Origin of the sequence: Desulfosporosinus nitroreducens (genome assembly GCF_023897015.1) — a bacterium.
Lineage (GTDB): Bacteria > Bacillota > Desulfitobacteriia > Desulfitobacteriales > Desulfitobacteriaceae > Desulfosporosinus > Desulfosporosinus nitroreducens.
The window spans coordinates 170,796-190,772 of record NZ_JAMHFY010000006.1; the positions used below are offsets into that span (position 1 = coordinate 170,796).

Below are 19,977 nucleotides of genomic sequence, written 5' to 3' on the forward strand. Positions count from 1 at the left end.
TAGTTTGCCCTTAACCCTCTTAACCCTTAAAAGGCTGACATACGCTTAGTCTCAATAGACTCAAAATGGTTTAAATTGGTCCTTGAATATAATCCTGCCTCCATGTATAATCACACTTTGTTTAGTTGTTTAAAACCCGTTGGTGCGGAAAGGCATTTCATAAATTTATAAAGGATATACTCTTTATCGACGCGGTTAATAGCCATGTAGTTTTACTTGTAAAAATTTGCGGTAAAATATATAATTTTAAGGCGATGTAATATAAAGTGGAGAAAAGAGAGCAATAAAGTATAAAGAATAAGAATTGGAAGATTAGGAAGATAGGAGGATTATTGTGGGAATGAACTGGCATGTCGTTGTAGATAATATGCCTATTCTCGCCAAAGGGGCGTTGCTTACTTTAGAACTAACGGCTGGAGCGGTGGCGATCGGGGTTGTAATTGGTTTATTCATGGCTTTAGCTCGGCTGTCTAAGCACAAAGTTGTTCGCGCGGGGGCGATTGCCTATATAGATTTTTTTCGAGGGACTCCATTATTAGTACAAATATTCCTAGTATATTTTGGAATACCAATGCTTCTTAAATGGCAGACTATGCCCGATAACTATCAGTATACGGCAGGAATATTGGCGATGGGCCTTAATTCAGGCGCCTATATTGCTGAAATATTTAGAGCCGGCATTCAGTCCATAGACCGTGGTCAATCCGAAGCTGCACGATCGCTAGGGATGACACAAGCTCAAGCGTTGCGTTATGTTATCCTTCCACAAGCTTTTAAACGGACGATTCCTCCTTTGGGTAACGAGTTTATTGCCTTGCTAAAAGACTCCTCGTTGTTATCCATAATTGCAATACAGGAACTTTTTTATACCGGAAAGATTATAGTTGGACGAACCTACCAACCACTTCCAATGTATATGGCCGTTGCCTTGTATTACTTAGTAATGACTCAGTTGATTGCCCAATGGGTTGCCTATATGGAGAGGAGGTTGGGCAAGAATGATCTTCGTTAAGAATTTGCATAAATCTTTTGGTAAGCTTGAAGTTCTTAAAGGAATTGATTGCCATGTTCGTGAAAAAGAAGTGGTGGTTGTCATTGGCCCCAGTGGTTCGGGGAAGAGCACTTTCCTGCGTTGCCTAAATAAACTTGAAGAGCCTACTAGTGGAGAGATTATCGTCGATGGAATTCCTCTTAACTCTGAGGTCAATGTTAATGCGATACGACGAGAGGTGGGTATGGTTTTTCAACGCTTTAACCTCTTTCCACATATGACTGCAATTCAAAACATTGTGCTTGCTCCAGAAGTGGTTCGTAAGACAAATAAAGAGGAAGCAAGAAAGATTGGCCTAGAGCTTTTGGCTAAAGTTGGTCTCTATGATAAAGCGGACGAATACCCTGATCGCCTTTCTGGTGGACAACAGCAACGGGTTGCTATTGCTCGTGCTTTAGCAATGAAGCCAAAGATTATGCTTTTTGATGAGACTACATCTGCTCTTGATCCTGAAATGGTGGGAGAGGTTTTAGCGGTCATGAAGGATTTGGCACGAGAAGGGATGACTATGGTCGTAGTTACTCATGAGATGGGATTTGCTCGTGAGGTTGGTGATCGAGTGATTTTTATGGATGAGGGGATTATCATGGAAGAGGGAGAGCCCAACGAGGTTTTTGCGAATCCTAAGAATCCAAGGACTCAGGCGTTTTTGAGTAAAATCTTATAAGAGAAGCTTATTGTACTGCGCTTCTTGTGCCCTAGATAGGGCCGAGGAGCGCTTTTTGCATGTCATGCTGTGGGGGAAAGCGGTTTCTGCACGCGTCAGCACGTTACGCCGCTGACGTATTGGAGGGTTCGCGAGCGCGTCCGAACCTCAGGGTATGATGCATGTGACGCCGCTCCTTGCCATCCTTGGCACCGCGGCATCAGTCCATCCATGGACAAGCCCTGCGGCGCGCTACGGGACGCGAACCCTCAGCGCACGTCTGGACCGCGGCTTCACAGATACATCCGCTTAGCAGAAACCGCTCCTCTGGGGTGGACTTCTGAGGGGTGTACTGTGGTGCTTTGCAGAAAGGCATTCTGGTAGGGCTTTTAGGGAGTGAATGTGGTCGCTTAGTAGAACGGCGCTTCTCGGGGTGGGTTGCGGTGGAGGCGCCTTTGCATGTCATGCTCTTGGGAAGAGCGGTTTCTGTACGCGTCAGCACGTTACGCCGCTGACGCACTGGAGGGTTCGCTAGCGGCGTCCGAACCTTAGGGATGGAAGGCCTTATGCTATTCCATCCTTAGCGCAACGAATTAGGAACGTCCGGTTCTGTTGCATCTGTGCCGTTCCTTACCACTCCCTGGCACCGCGCTATCAGCCAACGGCATCTCTAGCCATCCGCGTCCTGTTCGAGTCGAGGCAAGGCCTGCAGTGCGCTACGGGGTTGTGAACCGTCGGTGTGCTTTCTGCTTATTAGAAACCGCTCTTTGGGGGTGGTTTTTGGACGAAATAGTGGTCGTTTTGATTTAGCGTGTTTCTTGGATTCGAAATCGTGTTGAGGATTTAGGATCTTTAATTTTAGTGCATTATATTTGGGAGTGTAATTATGACTCGTTTAAGGTTTAAATTTCCTAAATGTTGGGTATCCTCCTTAGTATTAGTCGAGTTGAAGCGTAAGCTTTAGGAATTCGACAATTCAAGGAGGGTTTTTTTACGTGGTAGGCAAAGTCAAATGGTTTAGCAAACAGAAGGGTTACGGATTTATCGAGCAAGAAAATGGGCAAGATATCTTTGTACATTTTCAATCGGTCATGGGGGATGGATTCCGTACCCTGGAAGAGGGACAGAATGTTGAGTTTGATGTCATTCAAGGCCCACGTGGGGAACAGGCATCCAATGTAATGGTCCGTTAATCCTAAGAAAGTATAATTTGTTAAGAGAGAATCGTTGATATAATGTCAGCGATTCTCTCTTTAGGAATTTAGTTGAGAAATATCATTTCTAAAAACATTATATTAAATAGGCAGGATTTTTTGTGTAAATCGGGAATATTACTTATATACCAGCATAGAAGGGGGTTGAATTTATGAACATTAATATTCGTGGTAAACATATCGAACTTACAGACGCCCTTAAAGAGTATGTTATGAAACGAGTGGGTAAGTTAGCTAAATACTCTGACGAGTTTATGGACGTTCAAGTAACCTTGCTTGTCGAGCGTGACCGGCATCGGGTGGAGGTTACTGCTCCACTCAATGGTATGATTTTGCGTGGCGAAGAAGAAACCGAAGATATGTATTCGTCAATTGACATGGTCGTTGAGAAATTAGAACGCCAAATTGATAAATATCGGACGCGTATTAATAAACGGATGCGCTCTAAGGTCCTGAAGGATCATGATCCTAAGCAACAAGTTGCAATGAGCGATGAACCGAGTGAGGAGATTGTTCGAAATAAGAAGTTTTCTGCTAAGCCAATGTCCGTAGAAGAGGCGATTATGCAGATGAATTTAGTAGGCCATACATTCTTTGTGTTTACAAATGCTGAAAGCCAAGAAATGAATGTAGTCTATCTGCGCAATAATGGAGACTATGGGTTATTGCAACCTCAGACGTAATCAGCCAGAGTTCGAGCAAATCGCGTGGTGTAATCGGACTGATCTGCCGCTAATAATTGAGCGAAAGGCCCGCATATGCGGGCCTTTCTGCATATATATTGAAAGAACAGCAGGTTTTATTTTGGTTCGAACGTAAATGACAAAAATATCCCATGAGTTAATCATGAGGCTTGGTTGCAGTCGTATCTCAAGGATGTTAGAATTAAGGAATATACAAAGATTGAGAAAGGTGGACATAATGGGGTTTTTAGATTTATTCGATGATAATGCACGCGAAATACGAAAATATCAAAAACGCGTTGCAGTGATTAATAGCTTTGAACCGACGATCCAGGCTTTGAATGATGACGAATTGCGTGGTAAGACTGCTGAATTTCGAGGACGTTTGGAGCAGGGAGAAAGTCTGGAGAGTGTGCTTCCGGAGGCTTTTGCAGTTGTACGAGAGGCTGGCCGAAGGGTGCTTGACCAACGACACTATGATGTACAGTTAATTGGAGGGATGGTCCTTCATGACGGCCGGATTGCCGAGATGCGTACAGGGGAGGGAAAAACTCTTGTAGCCACTTTGCCGGCCTATTTGAATGCCTTATCAGGAAAAGGGGTTCATGTCATAACGGTCAACGATTACTTAGCTCGTCGCGACAGTGAATGGATGGGACGTATTCATCAATTTCTTGGTCTCTCCGTGGGCTTAGTTGTTCATGGGTTGAACTATGAGCAACGCCGAAACAGTTATGCTTCAGATATTGTTTATGGTACAAACAATGAATTTGGTTTTGACTACCTCAGGGATAATATGGTTACAAGACCTGAGGCCTTGGTTCAACGTGAGTTGCATTATGCTATCGTGGACGAAGTAGACTCGATCCTCGTTGACGAGGCACGCACACCACTGATTATTTCTGGTGAAGCGGACAAGCCTACTGAGTTATATTTCAGGGTGGCTATGATTATTCCGCGCCTAAAAACCGAAGAGGATTATAAGGTCATTGAAAAAGAACGTGTCGTCACCCTTACAGAAAAAGGCGTAAGTCGAGTGGAGAGCATGCTAGGTGTTGACAATCTTTATGAAGATATTCATAGCGAGCTCGCACATCATGTTAACCAAGCCTTGAAAGCGCAAACCCTTTTCAGACGTGACCGCGACTATGTGGTTAAAGACGGGGAAGTAATTATAGTTGACGAGTTTACTGGACGTCTGATGTTTGGGCGTCGCTACAGTGAAGGATTACATCAAGCCATAGAGGCTAAAGAGGGCGTCAAGATTGAAAAAGAATCACAAACGTTAGCCACGATTACCTTTCAAAATTACTTTAGAATGTATGAAAAGCTCTCGGGCATGACCGGAACGGCTATGACGGAAGAACCAGAATTTCGCAAGATTTATAAACTGGACGTTGTAGAAATTCCAACCAACAAGCCTTTGTTGCGTAAAGATGAGCCGGACATTATTTATCGTACAGAGGAAGGTAAGTTCTTAGCGGTTGTGGATAGTGTCATTGAACGACATAGCAAAGGGCAACCGCTTCTGGTAGGAACGGTTTCCGTCGAAAGATCGGAACACTTAAGTACTTTGTTAGAAAGGCGAGGGGTTCCACACCAAGTCCTAAATGCCAAATTCCATGAAAAAGAAGCTGAAATTGTTGCTCAAGCCGGACAACACGGCATGGTTACAATTGCCACAAACATGGCTGGTCGAGGAACAGATATTATTCTCGGTGACGGCGTGGCTGAAATAGGCGGGTTACATATTATTGGGACAGAGCGACATGAGTCCAGACGAATTGATAACCAATTGAGAGGGCGTGCGGGACGTCAAGGTGACCCCGGATCAACTCAATTCTTTATTTCGTTAGAGGACGATCTAATGCGTTTGTTTGGTGCCGATAATATTATGGGCATCATGGATAAATTAGGGATGGATGACTCTATACCTATTACCTCTAAAATGATTTCCCGTTCTATTGAAACCGCCCAACGACGAGTTGAGAACCGCAACTTTGAAATTCGTAAACATGTACTTGATTATGATGATGTCATGAACCTGCAACGTGAGGTTATTTATGCTCAGCGGCGTGCAGTTCTCATGGGAGAAAATCTGCATGATAATATCATGGACATGATAGAAAAGGCAGCCACAAACAGTATTAGCATGTTTAGTGGGGAAAGCACGTTTCCGGAAGAATGGGATTTGTCTAGCTTAGCTGATTATGTAGAAGGATTTTTTCTGCCTGGAATCCATTTATCACCCGAAGAGTTAGCAGAGCTTTCAGCTGAAGAAATTGAAGCAATGCTGATTGAAAAAGCGAAAGCACTTTATAAGAGCCGCGAAGAGTTATTTGGTGCTGACCTAATGCGTGAAGTTGAGCGAGCAGTAATGCTTCAAGTGGTAGACAGCAAGTGGATGGATCATCTTGATGCTATGGATATGTTGCGAGAGGGGATTGGGTTACGTGCCTATGGTCAGAAGAATCCACTCGTAGAATATAAGCGTGAAGGGTACGAAATGTTCCAAGCGATGATCGACTCCATTCAGGATGATATTGTCCGTTATGTTATGCGGGTGACACCGCAGGTCCGGGAAGAAGTTGCAGAGCAGCCTCGTAATGTAACAGAAAACCGCTATGAAGGTGAACCGAGTAAACCAGTTCACACAGGAGACCAAATTGGACGCAATGATCTTTGCCCATGTGGAAGCGGATTGAAATATAAGAAGTGTTGCGGGGCAAAGAAAAAGCAACGTCCAGGAGCGTAGGTCTAATTGCTAGGGATGCCATTAGCGCATTGTTTCTTAGAAAGCAAATGGATTTAGAAAGGGTGAATATGAGTGCTTTCTGATTGGAAAAAGGATCTTGAAACATTATCATTGTCTTTGGCAGATTTGAGGGTTTCCCTTTGACGTCGCTAAGCGTATTGATAAAATTAGTGCTTTAGAGACGGAATTCCATAGACCGGATCTATGGGATGACCCGGTCTATGCTCAGAAAATCATGCAGGAGCTGGCCTTGCATCAAGGCAAAGTTAAAATTTATGAGGAGCTTGAGCGGGAACTTGAGGAGACTTCGACTCTCTGGCAATTAGCTGCGGAGGAAGACGATGTGAGCTTGGAACCCGAGATTGCGCAGGGTATAACAACGCTTAATCAAAGGTTTGAGGCCTTGGAAATAGAGTTATTGCTTTCAGGCCAGTACGATCGAAACAATGCCATTTTAACTCTCCATGCTGGCGCCGGCGGGACAGAAGCACAAGATTGGGTTCAAATGCTTTATCGACTTTATATTCGTTGGGGCGAGCGTCATGGATATAAGGTGGAAACCCTGGACTTTTTACATGGGGAGGAGGCAGGCATCAAAAGTGCAACCCTGTCCTTCAGTGGGGAAAACGCGTATGGATATGCTAAGTCTGAAAAGGGTGTACATCGATTAGTAAGGATTTCGCCATTTGATGCATCAGGGCGTCGACATACTTCATTTGCTTCTGTAGATGTAATACCGGAAGTCGCTGAGGATAACAGCGAAATAAATATTGATACTGAGGATTTAAGGATTGATACATATCGATCCGGCGGAGCAGGCGGACAACACGTTAACAAGACGGATTCTGCTATCAGAATTACGCATTTGCCGTCCGGGATCGTAGTTCAGTGCCAGAGTGAACGTTCTCAAACCCAAAATAAAGCTGCAGCCATGCGGGTTTTACAGGCAAAATTATTGGAACTTAAACGTAAAGAGCAAGAAGCGGAGATTTCCGAAATTCGAGGCGAGCAACAAGAAAATGCTTGGGGCAGTCAAATACGTTCCTATGTCTTCCATCCCTATAGCATGGTTAAAGACCATCGTACGAATGTGGAAACTGGAAATGTTTCAGCAGTAATGGACGGGGAAATCGATGCATTTATTGCGGCGTTTCTTCAGAAGACTAAAACTGTGCAATAACCCACAAAGTGACAGCCTGCAGATTTAGAAGATGTGCTAAAGGAGGGAATCGAGTGACCACAATTGAATTAAAGCGAGTCGCAAATGTTATTCGGCAAGACATTATATCCATGCTTGTTACTGCGAAATCTGGGCATCCTGGCGGAAGCCTATCCGCTGCGGATATCGTGGCAACGTTATTCTTCAACGAAATGCGAATTAATCCCAAGGATCCAAAATGGGCGGATCGAGACCGCTTTGTCCTTTCAAAAGGGCATGCAGCTCCCGTGCTGTATTCTGCTCTGGCGGAAAAAGGCTATTTTTCCAAGGAAGAGTTAAAGGGGCTTCGTCAAACAGGGCATATGTTACAGGGACATCCTGATATGAAAAAGACTCCCGGTGTGGATATGTCTACAGGCTCCTTAGGGCAAGGACTTTCGGCAGCCAATGGAATGGCCCTCGCAGGAAAGTTGGATGGCAAGGATTACCGAGTGTATGCTTTATTGGGCGATGGTGAGATGGCAGAGGGACAAGTTTGGGAAGCAGCGATGGCTTCTGCCCATTACAAACTGGATAATGTAACAGCTATCATAGATTATAACGGGTTGCAGATTGATGGCAAAACAGACAGTGTCATGTGTTCGTCTCCGCTTTTAGAGAAGTGGCAGGCATTTTGCTGGCACGTGATTGAAGTAGACGGGCACGATATTGATGCGTTGCTAGCAGCCTTTGCTGAGGCAAAAACGGTCAAAGGAAAGCCAACTATGATCATTGCCAAGACAGTGAAGGGTAAAGGGGTTTCCTTTATGGAAGACCAAGCAGGTTGGCATGGTAATGCGCCTTCAGTTGAGCAAGGCGAACAGGCCCTCAAAGAACTGCGGGAGGAGGCGGCGAACCTTGGCTGATAAACAAGCGACACGTGAAGCATATGGTAAAGCTCTCCTGATTTTAGGGGCGGAAAATCCAAACGTCGTAGTTTTAGATGCGGATTTATCAAAGTCAACTAAGACTGCTGACTTTGGTAAAAAATATCCAGAACGTTTCTTTAATATGGGGATTGCTGAGTCAAACCTGCTGGGAACGGCTGCTGGCCTAGCTGCAGCTGGTAAGATCCCATTTGCCAGCACCTTTGCAATTTTTGCAGTTGGACGGGCATTTGAACAGATTCGCAATTCTATTGCTTATCCGAAGCTAAATGTAAAAATTGCAGCTACACATTCAGGAATTACGGTTGGGGAAGACGGCGGATCCCATCAGGCCATCGAAGACGTGGCGATCATGCGCGCTGTTCCCAATATGGTTGTTTTAGTCCCTGCTGATGGAGAGGAAACACGCCAAGTGATTTTAGCCTCTGCTAAATATTATGGACCTGTTTACATAAGGATGGGTCGTCTGGATGTTCCCCTGCTTTTTGACGAGGATTATCATTTTGAAATTGGGAAGGCAAATGTCCTTAAAGAAGGAACAGATGTTGCCATCATGGCTAATGGTATTATGGTCTCTATGGCCCTGGAAGCGGCCTCTGATCTAGCCGCCGAGGGGATTAAGGTGAGTGTGGTTAACGTTGCTTCTGTAAAGCCGTTAGATGAAGACACGATTGTACGTGTTGCTAATACCACTAAAGCTGTTGTGACAGCAGAGGAACACAACATTATCGGCGGGTTGGGAAGCGCGATCTCAGAAGTGCTTGCTGAAAGGCAACCTACGCCTATAGTTCGCGTCGGACTAAAAGACACCTTTGGGGAATCAGGGAAACCCGTGGAACTTCTCGAAAAGTACGGTTTGACTAAAGCGGCGTTGATCAAAGCTGTTCATGAGGTTCTTGCAAAAAAGCAAAAGTAATTTAAGGCAAAACCTATTTTCTAAAGTGGATCTAATTATTTAAAATGGGACCAGCAATACTGAAGTGCTGGTCTCTTTTTCTGTTCTACCGATGGATAACCGATAATAACCCTCGAATAGGGTCGATATGTGACGTAAGCCCCAGGAACTCACTTTAGGCAGAGTAGCAGTTCACCTAAGTGAGTTCCTTTTTTTGGTACTCTTGAGTGTTAAGCGGTTACTGACTAAGAACAAAACATAAGAATGTTTTGGAATTAGAAACAGGAAATCCACGGCTGGTGTCGAATAAAATAAGAGTTATAGAGAAAAAAGGGGCGCTGCGTACAAAATCAAGGAGGACTGTATGATTCAGTTAACAAATGTGTCCAAGATTTATCTCAATGGTGCCAGAGCCCTTGTCGATGTCAATCTAAAAATTGGCAAAGGGAGCTTTGTTTTTCTGGTAGGTCCTAGTGGGGCAGGTAAATCGACGTTAATCAAGTTATTATATCGTGAAGAGACTCCGACCCGTGGGCAGGTTCAGATCAACAGCAAAAATTTAGTTAGAATGAAAGACCGGGAAGTGCCTTATCTAAGGCGTAATATCGGGGTGATTTTTCAAGATTTCAAGCTATTGCCTAACAAAACGGTTTTTGAAAACGTTGCATTTGCACTTGAAGTAATCGGAGTTGCCAAGAGTGAGGTTCGAAACCGTACCTTGGCGACATTAGAACTTGTTGGGCTTAAGGCAAAGGAGACCGCATACCCCCATGAACTGTCTGGCGGTGAACAACAGCGGGTCTGCGTAGCCCGGGCAATTATTAATAATCCTGCACTCTTGGTGGCAGATGAACCAACCGGCAATCTCGACCCAGATACTGCATGGGATATTATGGAGTTACTTTATGATATCAATAAACGTGGTACGACCATCGTGATGGCTACTCACGCCAGGGCTATTGTAAATAAGATGCAAAAGCGTGTCATTGCTATAGAAAACGGCCGAGTAGCGCGTGATGAAGAAAAAGGGGGATATGGCTACGATGCTTAATTCCTCTGGTTATATTTTTAGAGAGACGATTAACTCTATGAAACGAAATCCGTGGCTTAGCCTGGCATCCGTCGTAACGGTCATGGTTTCTCTAGTGATCTTGGGTTACTCGATTTTTTTCTTAGCTAATGCCGCTAATATGGCTAAATCCTTTGAATCTGAGTTAGAGATTGGTGCATTTGTGCAAATTGAATACACGCCAGAAGAAGTACAGGACTTGAAAAGCCAGATTGAACAGATGCCGGGAGTAGAGTCAGTGACCTTGGTAACAAAGGAACAGGCTCTGGAAGAATTTGGAAAAACAATAGGGGGATCACAAGGTAATATTGTTTCTGATGTAGGAGGAACCAATCCTTTTCCAGACAAGTTGACAGTCAAAGTTACCGATCCACAGAACGTTAAAGCTTTGGCTAGCTCGTTGGAGAGCAACCCAGGGTTATACAAAGTACGTTATGGACAGGACTTTGTGGATCAGCTTCTTAAATTCACACAATGGTTGAGATGGATTGGCTTTGGTGTAGTCGCCGCCTTCGGCGTCGCAGCTGTTGTGCTAATTTCTATTAATGTTAAAATGAATGTTTTTTCTCGTCGCCGAGAAATTCAGATTATGAAATTAGTTGGCGCCAGTAATAGTTTTATTCGTTGGCCTTTTCTTATTGAAGGGTTAGCCTTAGGCCTCGCTGGAGGGACATTAGCAGCTGTCATTGTTGGACTTGGCTATAATTGGATTACAGTGTATGTTCAATCAACACTGACTTTTTTGCCAGTGGTTCAAAATGAACTTCTCTTTCGTCAGGTTTCTATAGGTCTATTACTCGGGGGTATGGTGATGGGAGCTCTGGGAAGTTTATTTTCTTTGCAGAAATTCCTGCGTGCATAGGGATCGGAAGTGTCTTACTCTGTGGGGCCTGCACACTCAGCGACAGTGTCTGCAGGACACTGTCGTCTACATGTAAAGTTTCGTTGCTCGTCTTGCCCTTTCACCATCATGACACCTTGCCATATAGGCTGGTGTTCTAATATCAAACATCCTTGTTTGAGTAGACAACTCCAGTATACATATGCAGTATATTCGACACTAGGCACGTACTGTGCCGTTGCTTGGGCATATTGAAGTGCAAATGTCACTAAGCATTTCTATGATAAAGTTTTATTTAAGGACGGTGGGGTTGTTTGTTCGGGAAGAAAGTCATACCAACTGTGCTAGTAAGTCTTCTTTTGCTTGGGACGTCGGCATTGCCTACCCGGGCTGATCAACTGGGGGAAAGTATTCAACAGAAAAATGATATTCAAAGTCAAAAAGATCAAGCTCGTGGACAACTAAATAAGCTTACCTATACATCGGAAAAGATGAAGACTCAACTGGCTCAATTAGAAACCCAAGTTGCTGCGGCTCAGACCGCTTTGAATCAAAATAAGGTTGCCTATGTGCAAGCGCAAACCCAAGTTACCGTTGCACAAAAGGAATTGGATCAAAAACAAAAAGAACTTGATGACCGACGTGTAGCACTGGGAAAACGTGCACGTGGAATTTATGAAAGTGGTCAGATTAGCCATTTGGAACTTCTCTTTCAGTCTACAGATCTCAGTGATTTCATTACGCGAATGGAGTATTTTTCTAAGTTAGTGGACAATGATCGTCAACTGCTTGAGGATATTGAATCCCAGAAAGCACAAATTTCCAAGAAAAAGAGCGAATTACAGGCCAAAAGGGATCAAGCAGCAAAGCTTGAAAAAGAATCTGCGTTAGTTACCGCAGACCTTGAGAAGAAAAAATCTCTGCAAAGTAATGCTTTAGAACAGAATCAGAAAGCCCAGCAAGCTGCTTTTGATGAAATTGACCGATTGGAAGCCGAGTCAAAGGCATTGACGGAGAAAATTCGTAAATTACAGGCAACACAGGCAGGAAAAGGATCTCCGTCAGGCAATGGAACAATTTCCACTTGGCCGGTACCTGGCTATTATGAGATAACTAGCCCCTTCGGCTGGAGGACTCATCCTATTACGAAAAAACGAAGTATGCATACCGGAACGGATGTTGGCGCTCCAACGGGGACTAAACTTCATGCTGCAGGAGCAGGGGTAGTTATAATGGCGGGTTGGAACACGGCCTATGGAAATATGACAATTATTGACCATGGCAGTGGGATATCGACGCTCTACGGGCATCAGTCGCGCTTGGATGTCAGCGAAGGGCAATCCGTTGAAGCTAATCAAGTCATTGGGGCTGTCGGCTCAACAGGGTGGAGTACAGGAGCACACTTGCATTTTGAAGTTAGGGTAGGTGGAAACCCTACCGATCCTTTACAGTATTTCCCTAACTAAAATGGATAAGCAGTATTTCTACGCAAGGATAAGCATATAATAGAGCAAGTCTAAAGAAAACTTGGCTGGTGCTAAGCCTTGAAAGGCGTCACTTTTTCGCCATCCTTGGTCAGCGATCGCCTAGTTGCACTAAATGCGCTGGTCTAACCTCGAACCTGGTGTTCGAGGTTAGAGCGACGCCATGGATGGCAAAAAGGGACATTCAGAAAGTTATACTTTCTGACTAGTGCAAGAAAGGGAAGGGGTTTACTGGATTGCAAGAGTGGAACATGAAACGAATAGCCAAAAACGTCGGAGTCATCTTCCTGGTTTTTTCTGTATTGGTAACCACGTTAGTGAGCGGGGTAGTAATTGCCAATGTCAATAACGTAGGACGGCTTGTGCATGTAGTACAACTTATTCGAAATGACTACTTAGAAAATGTATCGACTGTTCAGCTTGTAGAAGGCGCAACTAAAGGTATCGTAGAAATCTTAGGAGACCCGTATTCAACGTACATGAATGCTCAGGAGAACCAAGAACTGTTTCAAATGCTTGAAGGAAAATTTGGCGGGATAGGAATTGTCCTGAGTCTCAAGGATCCTAAAAAGCTCGTAGTACTGCGTCCAATCAAAAATTCCCCGGCAAGCAGGGCTGGAATTCAATCGGGTGATGTTATCAGTAAGATTAATGATGCGGATACTTTAGGTATGGAGCAGGATAAAGCGGTGGGGTTGATGCGGGGAGAGCCCGGAACAAAAGTGGATATAGCTCTATATCGAGAGAGTAGTAACAAGACCTTTACTGTGAGTCTAACGAGGGAAAACATAACTGTTCCAACCGTTGATGGGCAAGCATTGCCTGGGCACCCTGATATTGCCTATGTCAGCATAACTCAGTTTGGCTCAGATACAGGGACAGAACTTAAGGACACCTTTAATACCATGAACATTACTAAATTCAAAGGACTTATTCTGGATTTGAGGTATAACCACGGCGGCGAGCTCAATGCTGCGGTACAAGTTGCCAGCTACTTCATTCCAGAAGGTCCGGTTGTTTATATAGTAGATAAGCAAGAGAACGTTGACACTAAGATGTCAACAGGTACATATCTGGGGATGCCGATGGTGGTCCTTGTGAATGAAGAAAGTGCTTCAGCGGCTGAAATCGTTGCAGGCGCGATTAAGGATAAAGAAACAGCAAGTTTGGTGGGAGTAAAAACCTTCGGAAAAGGGATTGTTCAAACAATCTTCCCTTTGGACGGAGGAACTAGCGTTAAACTAACTACTGCAAAATACTTAACGCCTAATAAGTTGGATATTCATAAGAAGGGAATCGAGCCCGATGTTGTGGTAGAATTAGGGAAAGGACAACAAGCTACCATAACCCCTCAAGACACCAACTTTGATGCTCAACTTCAGAAAGCGTTGCAAACACTGCAAGGGAAACTAAAGTAAAAAAATGAATTAATAAAAAAGACACGCCAGAGCGTGTCTTTTTTATCGGCCGAACCTCAATTTCACCTTCGTACCCCTTCTTGCATAGACTACGCTGACCGAAAAAAACGACGGGGGTAAGAAGCATGAGAAATAAGACTGGTGTGCGACATTACTTTGCCGAGGGACTGACCACCAGGGGTTACATATCTTTATTGCCAAACATGATGCCAAGTTGGAAACGTGCCTATATCTTGTTAGGAGGCCCTGGGACCGGTAAATCAACGTTGATAAAGATTGTTGGTTTAGAATTGTTGGATCGAGGATATGACATTGATTTTCTACGGTCGGTACGTGATCCGGATTCGATGGCAGGGTTTATTATGCCTCGGATGGGGTTAGGTATGTTAGATGCCATGGAGGTTTCTCCACTTCGTTGGCAAGCCCCGGGTGTTGTTGAGAAATTCACTGATTTCAGTCTGTTCTGTGATGAAGTGAAGTTGGAGAAGCAAAGGTCTTCAATAATTGAGATTGAAAAACGGCTTCAAGAACTGCAAATGACTTTGGAAGAAGAGCTGGCTTCTGAACTAGGGTCGTTAATAGGGTCCAGGACGACAAAGCCTCCATTAGATAAAGGGAACATTTCTTGGATTCTCGGGAACTCAGCTCAGCTGAAAGTTAAAAAAGAGAATACAGGTCCTTGGCCACTAGCGGAAAATGCTCTTAAATTACTGCAAAAAAGTGTTGTAAATCCGTTTTTCCTGCACGGCCTAACTGCGGAAGGATGGCTTAATCTGTCCCCGCATTTCTTGACGGATTTTGATCAGATTCGGTTGGAAGGAGACGAAACTCTAGATGCCTTAGATTGGGTGCTTCGTGAGGCTCAACAATTAGGGCAATTAATTGAAATTGTCTTGCACCCTCTCAATCCAGATGAAGTCATCGGGATAGTCTTTCCAGAGAGGCGTTTAGCGATCTGGCAAGGTAATCCGGAAAATTTGCAAGACCAAGGATTAGAACGTCCTTTAAGCAAAACGTTAATAGAAACCTTAGCATCATGGCAAATCAATAGGGCACAGCTTAAGGCTATCTACATGGAGGCGGTTAATTTTGATCAAGTAGACAGTTGTCGTGAAACCATATTGAACCAGATTTTATGTGATTTAAATAGCAAAAGTTAATCTAGAATAATTACATTAGCTGAATAGGGTTGGGTCTATAAGGAATTCCCCAAGATCTGCCATCAAAAGCTCAAGGTCTGACTCTTTAAGCCATAGTTTATCGAGCGCTTCCTGTTGTATCGGATTTAATAAACTGTCCACACCGCCGCCAATACCGAGCAAACTTGCAAGCCCGTTAGCAACATGAATTACGCAGGCGAGTTCGGGGTAGCTTGGCGCTTGTGACGGAGAATGATGATAGGAAATTGCAGATACCAGATCTTCCGGCAAAAACCAAGTCCTGGCCAAGAACCCACCAACAGTTGCATGATTATACCCTATGACTTTTTCCTCAAGTTCGGAATAGGATAGTTTTACCTCTTTTACTTTCTCGACAAGAAAAGGCCCCACTTCCTGTACATAAATAGAGATAACTAGTTTTCCGATATCATGAAGCAAGCCTGCAGTAAAGGCAACATCTCCAAAAGGGAGTTTATGATATTGACAAAGACGTTTCGCTGTCATAGCGGTAAGCATAGAATGCTTCCAAAGGCCCTCTTGCTCAATCTCGTAACCTATAAGATTATTTTTCAATAAAGGGGCAACTGCGGAAGCCATTGCTAGCCCTTGTGTCACCTGAAAACCAAGCATGACGATAGCTTCTTGGAGAGAGGAGATTCGTCTGGCGTACCCATAATACGCAGAATTGGCTTGTCGTAAGATACCAGCTGTGAGTGAAGGGTCTTGGCCGATAACAGTTTCTAGCTCTTTAACGGTTGTTGCGGGGTTTTTGGTTAAGGCAATAACGCGCAAAGCAGATGTGGGCAGGGGCGGAAGAGCTTGTACGCGCTTTAAGACATGTTCCAATTTAATAGTCAACTATAGGCCCTCCTTAATTTTTGCAGATATTCAAAGGAAGTTTTTCACAGGGATTTTTTATGACGACTAGGGGAAACTAATTTAAAGAATTGCTTGAGAACCCCGAAAGGAGTGCGTAACATGTCAAAAAGATTGCGATTCTTGGTTGTCTTAATTGCAGTATGTCTTAGTTTAACCATAACTGGCTGCAGTCTACAAGATCTTTTAGGGAAAAATAAAAATAAAACTTCTGCAAAAAAGGAAAGTGAACCAATTATAGCAGTTTCATTGAATGAGCAAGACCCTAACAAACTGCTTATTTCAAAAGGAATCGAAGATCTGGCCAAGAAAGAAGATGTAAAGGTAAAGTATATAAATAGTGAATCAAAAGAAGAGTCTCCTTTAAAAGATGCTAAGATCCTAATTTATCAAGGAGGAGATGAGAGCATTTTACAAGAATCTCAATCTGAAGAAATTCCAATCTTAGCTTTAACCCAACTTCCGTCAGGAATAAAACCTGAAGGTATAATTATCCCTGATCAGGAAAAAGCCGGAGAGCTTATGGCCCAGACTTTAGTGGGAAAAGTTACTGAGGGTCAATTGGTTATACTGCAAGGAGATCCTAATGAAAGTGGGTCCCAAGAACTTTTAGCAGGAAATAAGGCTATTCTTAGCAAGTATCCTAAGATTACCATACATACCATTTCAAGTCCTAAAGGATCTGAATCAGTAGCCAGGATAGGCTTAGTCGACTTTCTTCAAAAGAACCCTGATAATGTGCAAGGGATTTTAGCCCATAATGAAAGCTTGGCGGTACAGGCGAGCGAAGTTCTCAAACAAACTCAGTTAGACAAAAAAATTAGTTTGATTGGTGGACAAGCTAGTATTCCATCCTTAGAGAGGATGGCTAAGGGTTCTCAAATCGGAGATATTGATACCTCTCCTTATCTACAGGGTGCCAATGCCTATCAATGGGCTCAGAAAATAATTAAGAAAGAACCTCTAGAAGTTAATAATTCAATTACCAGCGAGCAAGGGGAAATACCTGCTAAAGTTATAGCGGTGAAGGCAGTAACTTCATCTAATTTAGCGGTCATTCAAAAAAGTTATACTACAACTATGCAAACTGCGGAAAAAGATAAAAAGCAAAAAGAGCAAGCGGAGTCCAAAGGGAAGGAAGAAAAGGATCAAAAGAAGGACCAAGGAAAAGATCAAGAGAAAGATCAAGCAGCCGATAAGAAAGAAGAAGGGCAGTCCGGTGATAAGCAAAATTCTGTTCCTCCAGGTGTTGAGAAAGTTACAGAACGAGTAAAAACGGAAACAACACGAGATTATCTTAATGCTGAAGGGAAAGTAATAGGCACAGAAAAAACCGTTAATGAACAGGTGAAAACAGTTCCGCCAGAGATGTTAAAGCAACAAGCAGAACAACCAAAAGATGCTGAAAAAGCTGAGGGAGATCAGGCGAAGGATGATTCGAAAAAAGAGGAAAAGTAAAAACGAAGTACAAAATAAGGAGACAGATTTGTTGTTTGGTAAAATAACATCCTGTCTCTTTGTTATCGGACAAAAGCTCCAGAAACTAAAATTCTTGGAAATTCAACCAAATATATATTGTGTTGTAAACAGACATTGCAGGGTAATTATTCTTGTGCTTCGATTTGTATAAGCACCAGGGTAGATGTAAAATACAGAGTAGAGCAACTTATTATATAATCGAAAGGAAGAGTGGCGCATGGAATTTCGTATACATGCCCCATACCAACCTGGCGGAGACCAACCCCAGGCTATCGATGCGCTGGCTGCAGGTCTGAATGAAGGCTTAAACCACCAGACGTTGCTGGGGGTCACGGGATCGGGGAAGACCTTCACTATGGCCAATATCATCATGAAAGTTCAAAGACCAACTCTGATATTGGCGCATAACAAAACCTTGGCCGCCCAACTTTACAGTGAATTTAAAGAGTATTTTCCAGAGAATGCCGTGGAGTACTTTGTGAGTTACTATGATTATTACCAACCAGAGGCTTATGTGCCTTCGAGTGATACATTTATCGAAAAGGACGCATCGATAAATGAAGAGATCGAGAAGCTGCGACACTCGGCAACCGCTGCTTTATTGGAGCGTCGCGATGTGATTGTAGTGGCTAGTGTTTCGTGTATTTATGGTTTAGGTTCACCAGAAGATTACCGTGATCTTGTCCTTTCCCTGCGACAGGGGCAAGTGGTCGATCGTAATGAAATTTTGCGCAAGCTGATAGCAATTCAATACGACCGTAATGATATAGCGTTTACTCGGGGAACTTTCCGTGTGCGTGGAGATATTGTAGAGATTTATCCGGCTTCCTCTAGTGAACAAGTGATTCGGGTTGATATGTTTGGAGATGAAATTGAGCACATCTATGAAATTAATATGTTGACGGGGGAGATTTTAGGGGAGCGGCATCATGTCTCAATTTTTCCGAACTCGCACTATGTAACTGCCCAAGAAAAAGTTATGCAGGCAGCAGAAAATATTGAAATAGAGCTGGAAGAGCGACTGAATCTATTAAATTCCGAAAATAAGTTGCTTGAGGCACAACGTCTTGAGCAACGAACTCGCTATGATCTGGAAATGCTCAGAGAGATGGGATTTTGTAATGGAATAGAAAATTATTCTCGTCACTTAACATTTCGTGAGCCAGGAGAGACTCCTTACACCTTACTAGATTACTTTCCAGATGACTTTCTCCTTTTTGTTGATGAATCTCACGTTTCCCTTCCACAGGTGAGAGGAATGTATGAGGGAGACCGGTCACGTAAGACTACCTTAGTAAACTACGGCTTTCGTCTGCCTTCCGCTCTGGATAACCGACCACTGACCTTTGTCGAGTTTGAACGAACGATCAAGCAAAGTGTCTATGTCAGTGCAACACCTGGACCCTATGAATTAGCACATTGCCCGACGGTTACAGAGCAAATTATTCGCCCCACCGGGTTATTAGATCCAATGGTTATCGTCCGTCCTACCAAAGGTCAGATCGATGATTTGCTAGGAGAAATGAGAAGACGGATTGCGAAAGATGAACGAGTCCTCGTGACAACCTTGACAAAAAGAATGGCAGAGGATTTGACGGATTACTTTATAAATTTAGAAATCAAGGTAAAGTATTTGCATTCAGATATTAAGACCCTCGAACGAGTGGAAATTCTTCGAGAACTTCGCCTGGGCGAGATCGACGTAGTCGTAGGTATTAACCTTTTACGGGAAGGCCTGGACTTGCCGGAAGTTTCCCTCGTAGCAATTCTCGACGCAGACAAAGAAGGGTTTCTTAGATCGGATCGCTCACTCATTCAAACCATAGGTCGTGCAGCCCGTAACGCTGAAGGTAAAGTTATTATGTATGGAGATAAAATTACCCGCTCGATGCAGAACGCCTTGGATGAAACGAACCGACGCCGTGAAATTCAAATGGCCTGGAACGAAAAGTCGGGAATTACTCCTCAAACCATACGCAAGGCAGTTCATGATGCTCCAGAGGCAATGAAAGTCGCGGAACTCAAAAAGGCTTATGGGACAAAGCTTCCTCCTGACGAGCTGGCACAACTTATTAAGAGCCTGGAAGCTGAAATGAGGCTAGCGGCAAGAGACTTAGATTTTGAGCGGGCAGCTGAAATTCGAGATGCTATGATTGATTTAAAAGGGGAAGAAAACAAATATAAAATGACGAGTCAACAAGGCGGGAGCAAAAGAAATACTCGGTATGACCATAAAGCACAGAAAAAGGGGTCTTCTCGAAAAAGTAAAAAATAGGAAGAGCAAAGCGAGAGGACAGTGCGTTGTTTATCGGTGAATTTGA

The 19,977-nt window shown here is 43.7% G+C and carries 17 protein-coding genes; 16 read left to right on the forward strand and 1 reads right to left on the reverse strand.

Features of this window, described 5'->3' with window-relative positions:
• Positions 1–340 precede the first annotated feature (340 nt).
• The 14 genes from M8E35_RS09340 (at position 341) to M8E35_RS09405 (ending at position 15,301) form a co-directional block, all read left to right on the forward strand.
• Positions 341–1,012 (forward strand): amino acid ABC transporter permease, encoded by a 672-nt coding sequence (locus M8E35_RS09340; RefSeq protein WP_248286333.1) that lies wholly within the window; start codon positions 341–343, stop codon positions 1,010–1,012.
• Positions 999–1,718, forward strand: a complete 720-nt coding sequence (locus M8E35_RS09345; protein WP_073027561.1) for an amino acid ABC transporter ATP-binding protein — start codon at positions 999–1,001, stop codon at positions 1,716–1,718. The genes M8E35_RS09340 and M8E35_RS09345 overlap by 14 nt, the downstream gene beginning before the upstream one ends.
• Positions 1,719–2,044: 326 nt before the next feature.
• Complete coding sequence (locus M8E35_RS09350) at positions 2,045–2,212, forward strand: hypothetical protein (protein WP_252468580.1); 168 nt, start codon at positions 2,045–2,047, stop codon at positions 2,210–2,212.
• Positions 2,213–2,692: 480 nt separating this feature from the next.
• On the forward strand, positions 2,693–2,890 hold the full coding sequence (locus tag M8E35_RS09355) for a cold shock domain-containing protein (protein WP_073027562.1): 198 nt from the start codon (positions 2,693–2,695) through the stop codon (positions 2,888–2,890).
• 173 nt (positions 2,891–3,063) lie between these two features.
• Positions 3,064–3,594 carry a ribosome hibernation-promoting factor, HPF/YfiA family gene (gene hpf, locus M8E35_RS09360; protein WP_073027564.1) on the forward strand — a complete coding sequence of 177 codons (531 nt, stop codon included), beginning with the start codon at positions 3,064–3,066 and terminating at the stop codon, positions 3,592–3,594.
• A gap of 238 nt (positions 3,595–3,832) precedes the next feature.
• The gene (secA, locus tag M8E35_RS09365) at positions 3,833–6,349 is read left to right on the forward strand and encodes a preprotein translocase subunit SecA (RefSeq protein ID WP_289710748.1); all 2,517 of its coding nucleotides are present in this window, start codon (positions 3,833–3,835) and stop codon (positions 6,347–6,349) included.
• A 72-nt stretch (positions 6,350–6,421) separates the two neighbouring features.
• A protein-coding gene (gene prfB, locus M8E35_RS09370; protein WP_252468581.1) for a peptide chain release factor 2 occupies positions 6,422–7,529 on the forward strand; the annotation gives its coding sequence in 2 pieces (ribosomal slippage) (positions 6,422–6,490 and positions 6,492–7,529; 1,107 coding nt in all).
• 53 nt (positions 7,530–7,582) lie between these two features.
• A complete protein-coding gene (locus M8E35_RS09375; RefSeq protein ID WP_252468582.1) occupies positions 7,583–8,413 on the forward strand; it encodes a transketolase in 831 nt (276 codons plus the stop codon).
• Positions 8,406–9,350, forward strand: coding sequence for a transketolase family protein (locus M8E35_RS09380; RefSeq protein WP_252468583.1), 945 nt, complete (start codon positions 8,406–8,408; stop codon positions 9,348–9,350). Before M8E35_RS09375 ends, M8E35_RS09380 begins: the two co-directional genes overlap by 8 nt.
• 343 nt (positions 9,351–9,693) lie before the next feature.
• Positions 9,694–10,380, forward strand: a complete 687-nt coding sequence (gene ftsE, locus M8E35_RS09385; RefSeq protein WP_252468584.1) for a cell division ATP-binding protein FtsE — start codon at positions 9,694–9,696, stop codon at positions 10,378–10,380.
• Positions 10,373–11,260 carry a permease-like cell division protein FtsX gene (gene ftsX, locus M8E35_RS09390; RefSeq protein ID WP_252468645.1) on the forward strand — a complete coding sequence of 296 codons (888 nt, stop codon included), beginning with the start codon at positions 10,373–10,375 and terminating at the stop codon, positions 11,258–11,260. The genes ftsE and ftsX overlap by 8 nt, the downstream gene beginning before the upstream one ends.
• Before the next feature lie 293 nt (positions 11,261–11,553).
• Positions 11,554–12,705, forward strand: coding sequence for a murein hydrolase activator EnvC family protein (locus tag M8E35_RS09395; RefSeq protein ID WP_252468585.1), 1,152 nt, complete (start codon positions 11,554–11,556; stop codon positions 12,703–12,705).
• Between the two features lie 254 nt (positions 12,706–12,959).
• Complete coding sequence (locus M8E35_RS09400; RefSeq protein WP_252468586.1) at positions 12,960–14,141, forward strand: S41 family peptidase; 1,182 nt, start codon at positions 12,960–12,962, stop codon at positions 14,139–14,141.
• Between the two features lie 125 nt (positions 14,142–14,266).
• Entirely contained in the window at positions 14,267–15,301 is a 1,035-nt protein-coding gene (locus M8E35_RS09405; RefSeq protein ID WP_252468587.1) for a hypothetical protein, read from the forward strand.
• A 15-nt stretch (positions 15,302–15,316) separates the two neighbouring features.
• On the opposite strand, the gene M8E35_RS09410 is transcribed toward M8E35_RS09405, so the two are convergent.
• Entirely contained in the window at positions 15,317–16,159 is an 843-nt protein-coding gene (locus tag M8E35_RS09410; RefSeq protein ID WP_252468588.1) for an HDOD domain-containing protein, read from the reverse strand.
• Positions 16,160–16,279: 120 nt separating this feature from the next.
• Between M8E35_RS09410 and M8E35_RS09415 the strand changes: the two genes are divergently transcribed.
• Positions 16,280–17,635 carry a sugar ABC transporter substrate-binding protein gene (locus M8E35_RS09415; protein ID WP_252468590.1) on the forward strand — a complete coding sequence of 452 codons (1,356 nt, stop codon included), beginning with the start codon at positions 16,280–16,282 and terminating at the stop codon, positions 17,633–17,635.
• Between the two features lie 238 nt (positions 17,636–17,873).
• Positions 17,874–19,931, forward strand: coding sequence for an excinuclease ABC subunit UvrB (uvrB, locus tag M8E35_RS09420; RefSeq protein ID WP_252468591.1), 2,058 nt, complete (start codon positions 17,874–17,876; stop codon positions 19,929–19,931).
• Positions 19,932–19,977 lie beyond the last annotated feature (46 nt).

Bases quoted from the DNA above. Each gene is read 5' to 3' on its own strand.
- M8E35_RS09340 (WP_248286333.1), top strand. From the start codon at position 341: ATGAACTGGCATGTCGTTGTAGATAATATGCCTATTCTCGCCAAAGGG.
- M8E35_RS09345 (WP_073027561.1), top strand. From the start codon at position 999: ATGATCTTCGTTAAGAATTTGCATAAATCTTTTGGTAAGCTTGAAGTT.
- hpf (WP_073027564.1), top strand. From the start codon at position 3,064: ATGAACATTAATATTCGTGGTAAACATATCGAACTTACAGACGCCCTT.
- secA (WP_289710748.1), top strand. From the start codon at position 3,833: ATGGGGTTTTTAGATTTATTCGATGATAATGCACGCGAAATACGAAAA.
- ftsE (WP_252468584.1), top strand. From the start codon at position 9,694: ATGATTCAGTTAACAAATGTGTCCAAGATTTATCTCAATGGTGCCAGA.
- ftsX (WP_252468645.1), top strand. From the start codon at position 10,373: ATGCTTAATTCCTCTGGTTATATTTTTAGAGAGACGATTAACTCTATG.
- M8E35_RS09405 (WP_252468587.1), top strand. From the start codon at position 14,267: ATGAGAAATAAGACTGGTGTGCGACATTACTTTGCCGAGGGACTGACC.
- M8E35_RS09415 (WP_252468590.1), top strand. From the start codon at position 16,280: ATGTCAAAAAGATTGCGATTCTTGGTTGTCTTAATTGCAGTATGTCTT.
- uvrB (WP_252468591.1), top strand. From the start codon at position 17,874: ATGGAATTTCGTATACATGCCCCATACCAACCTGGCGGAGACCAACCC.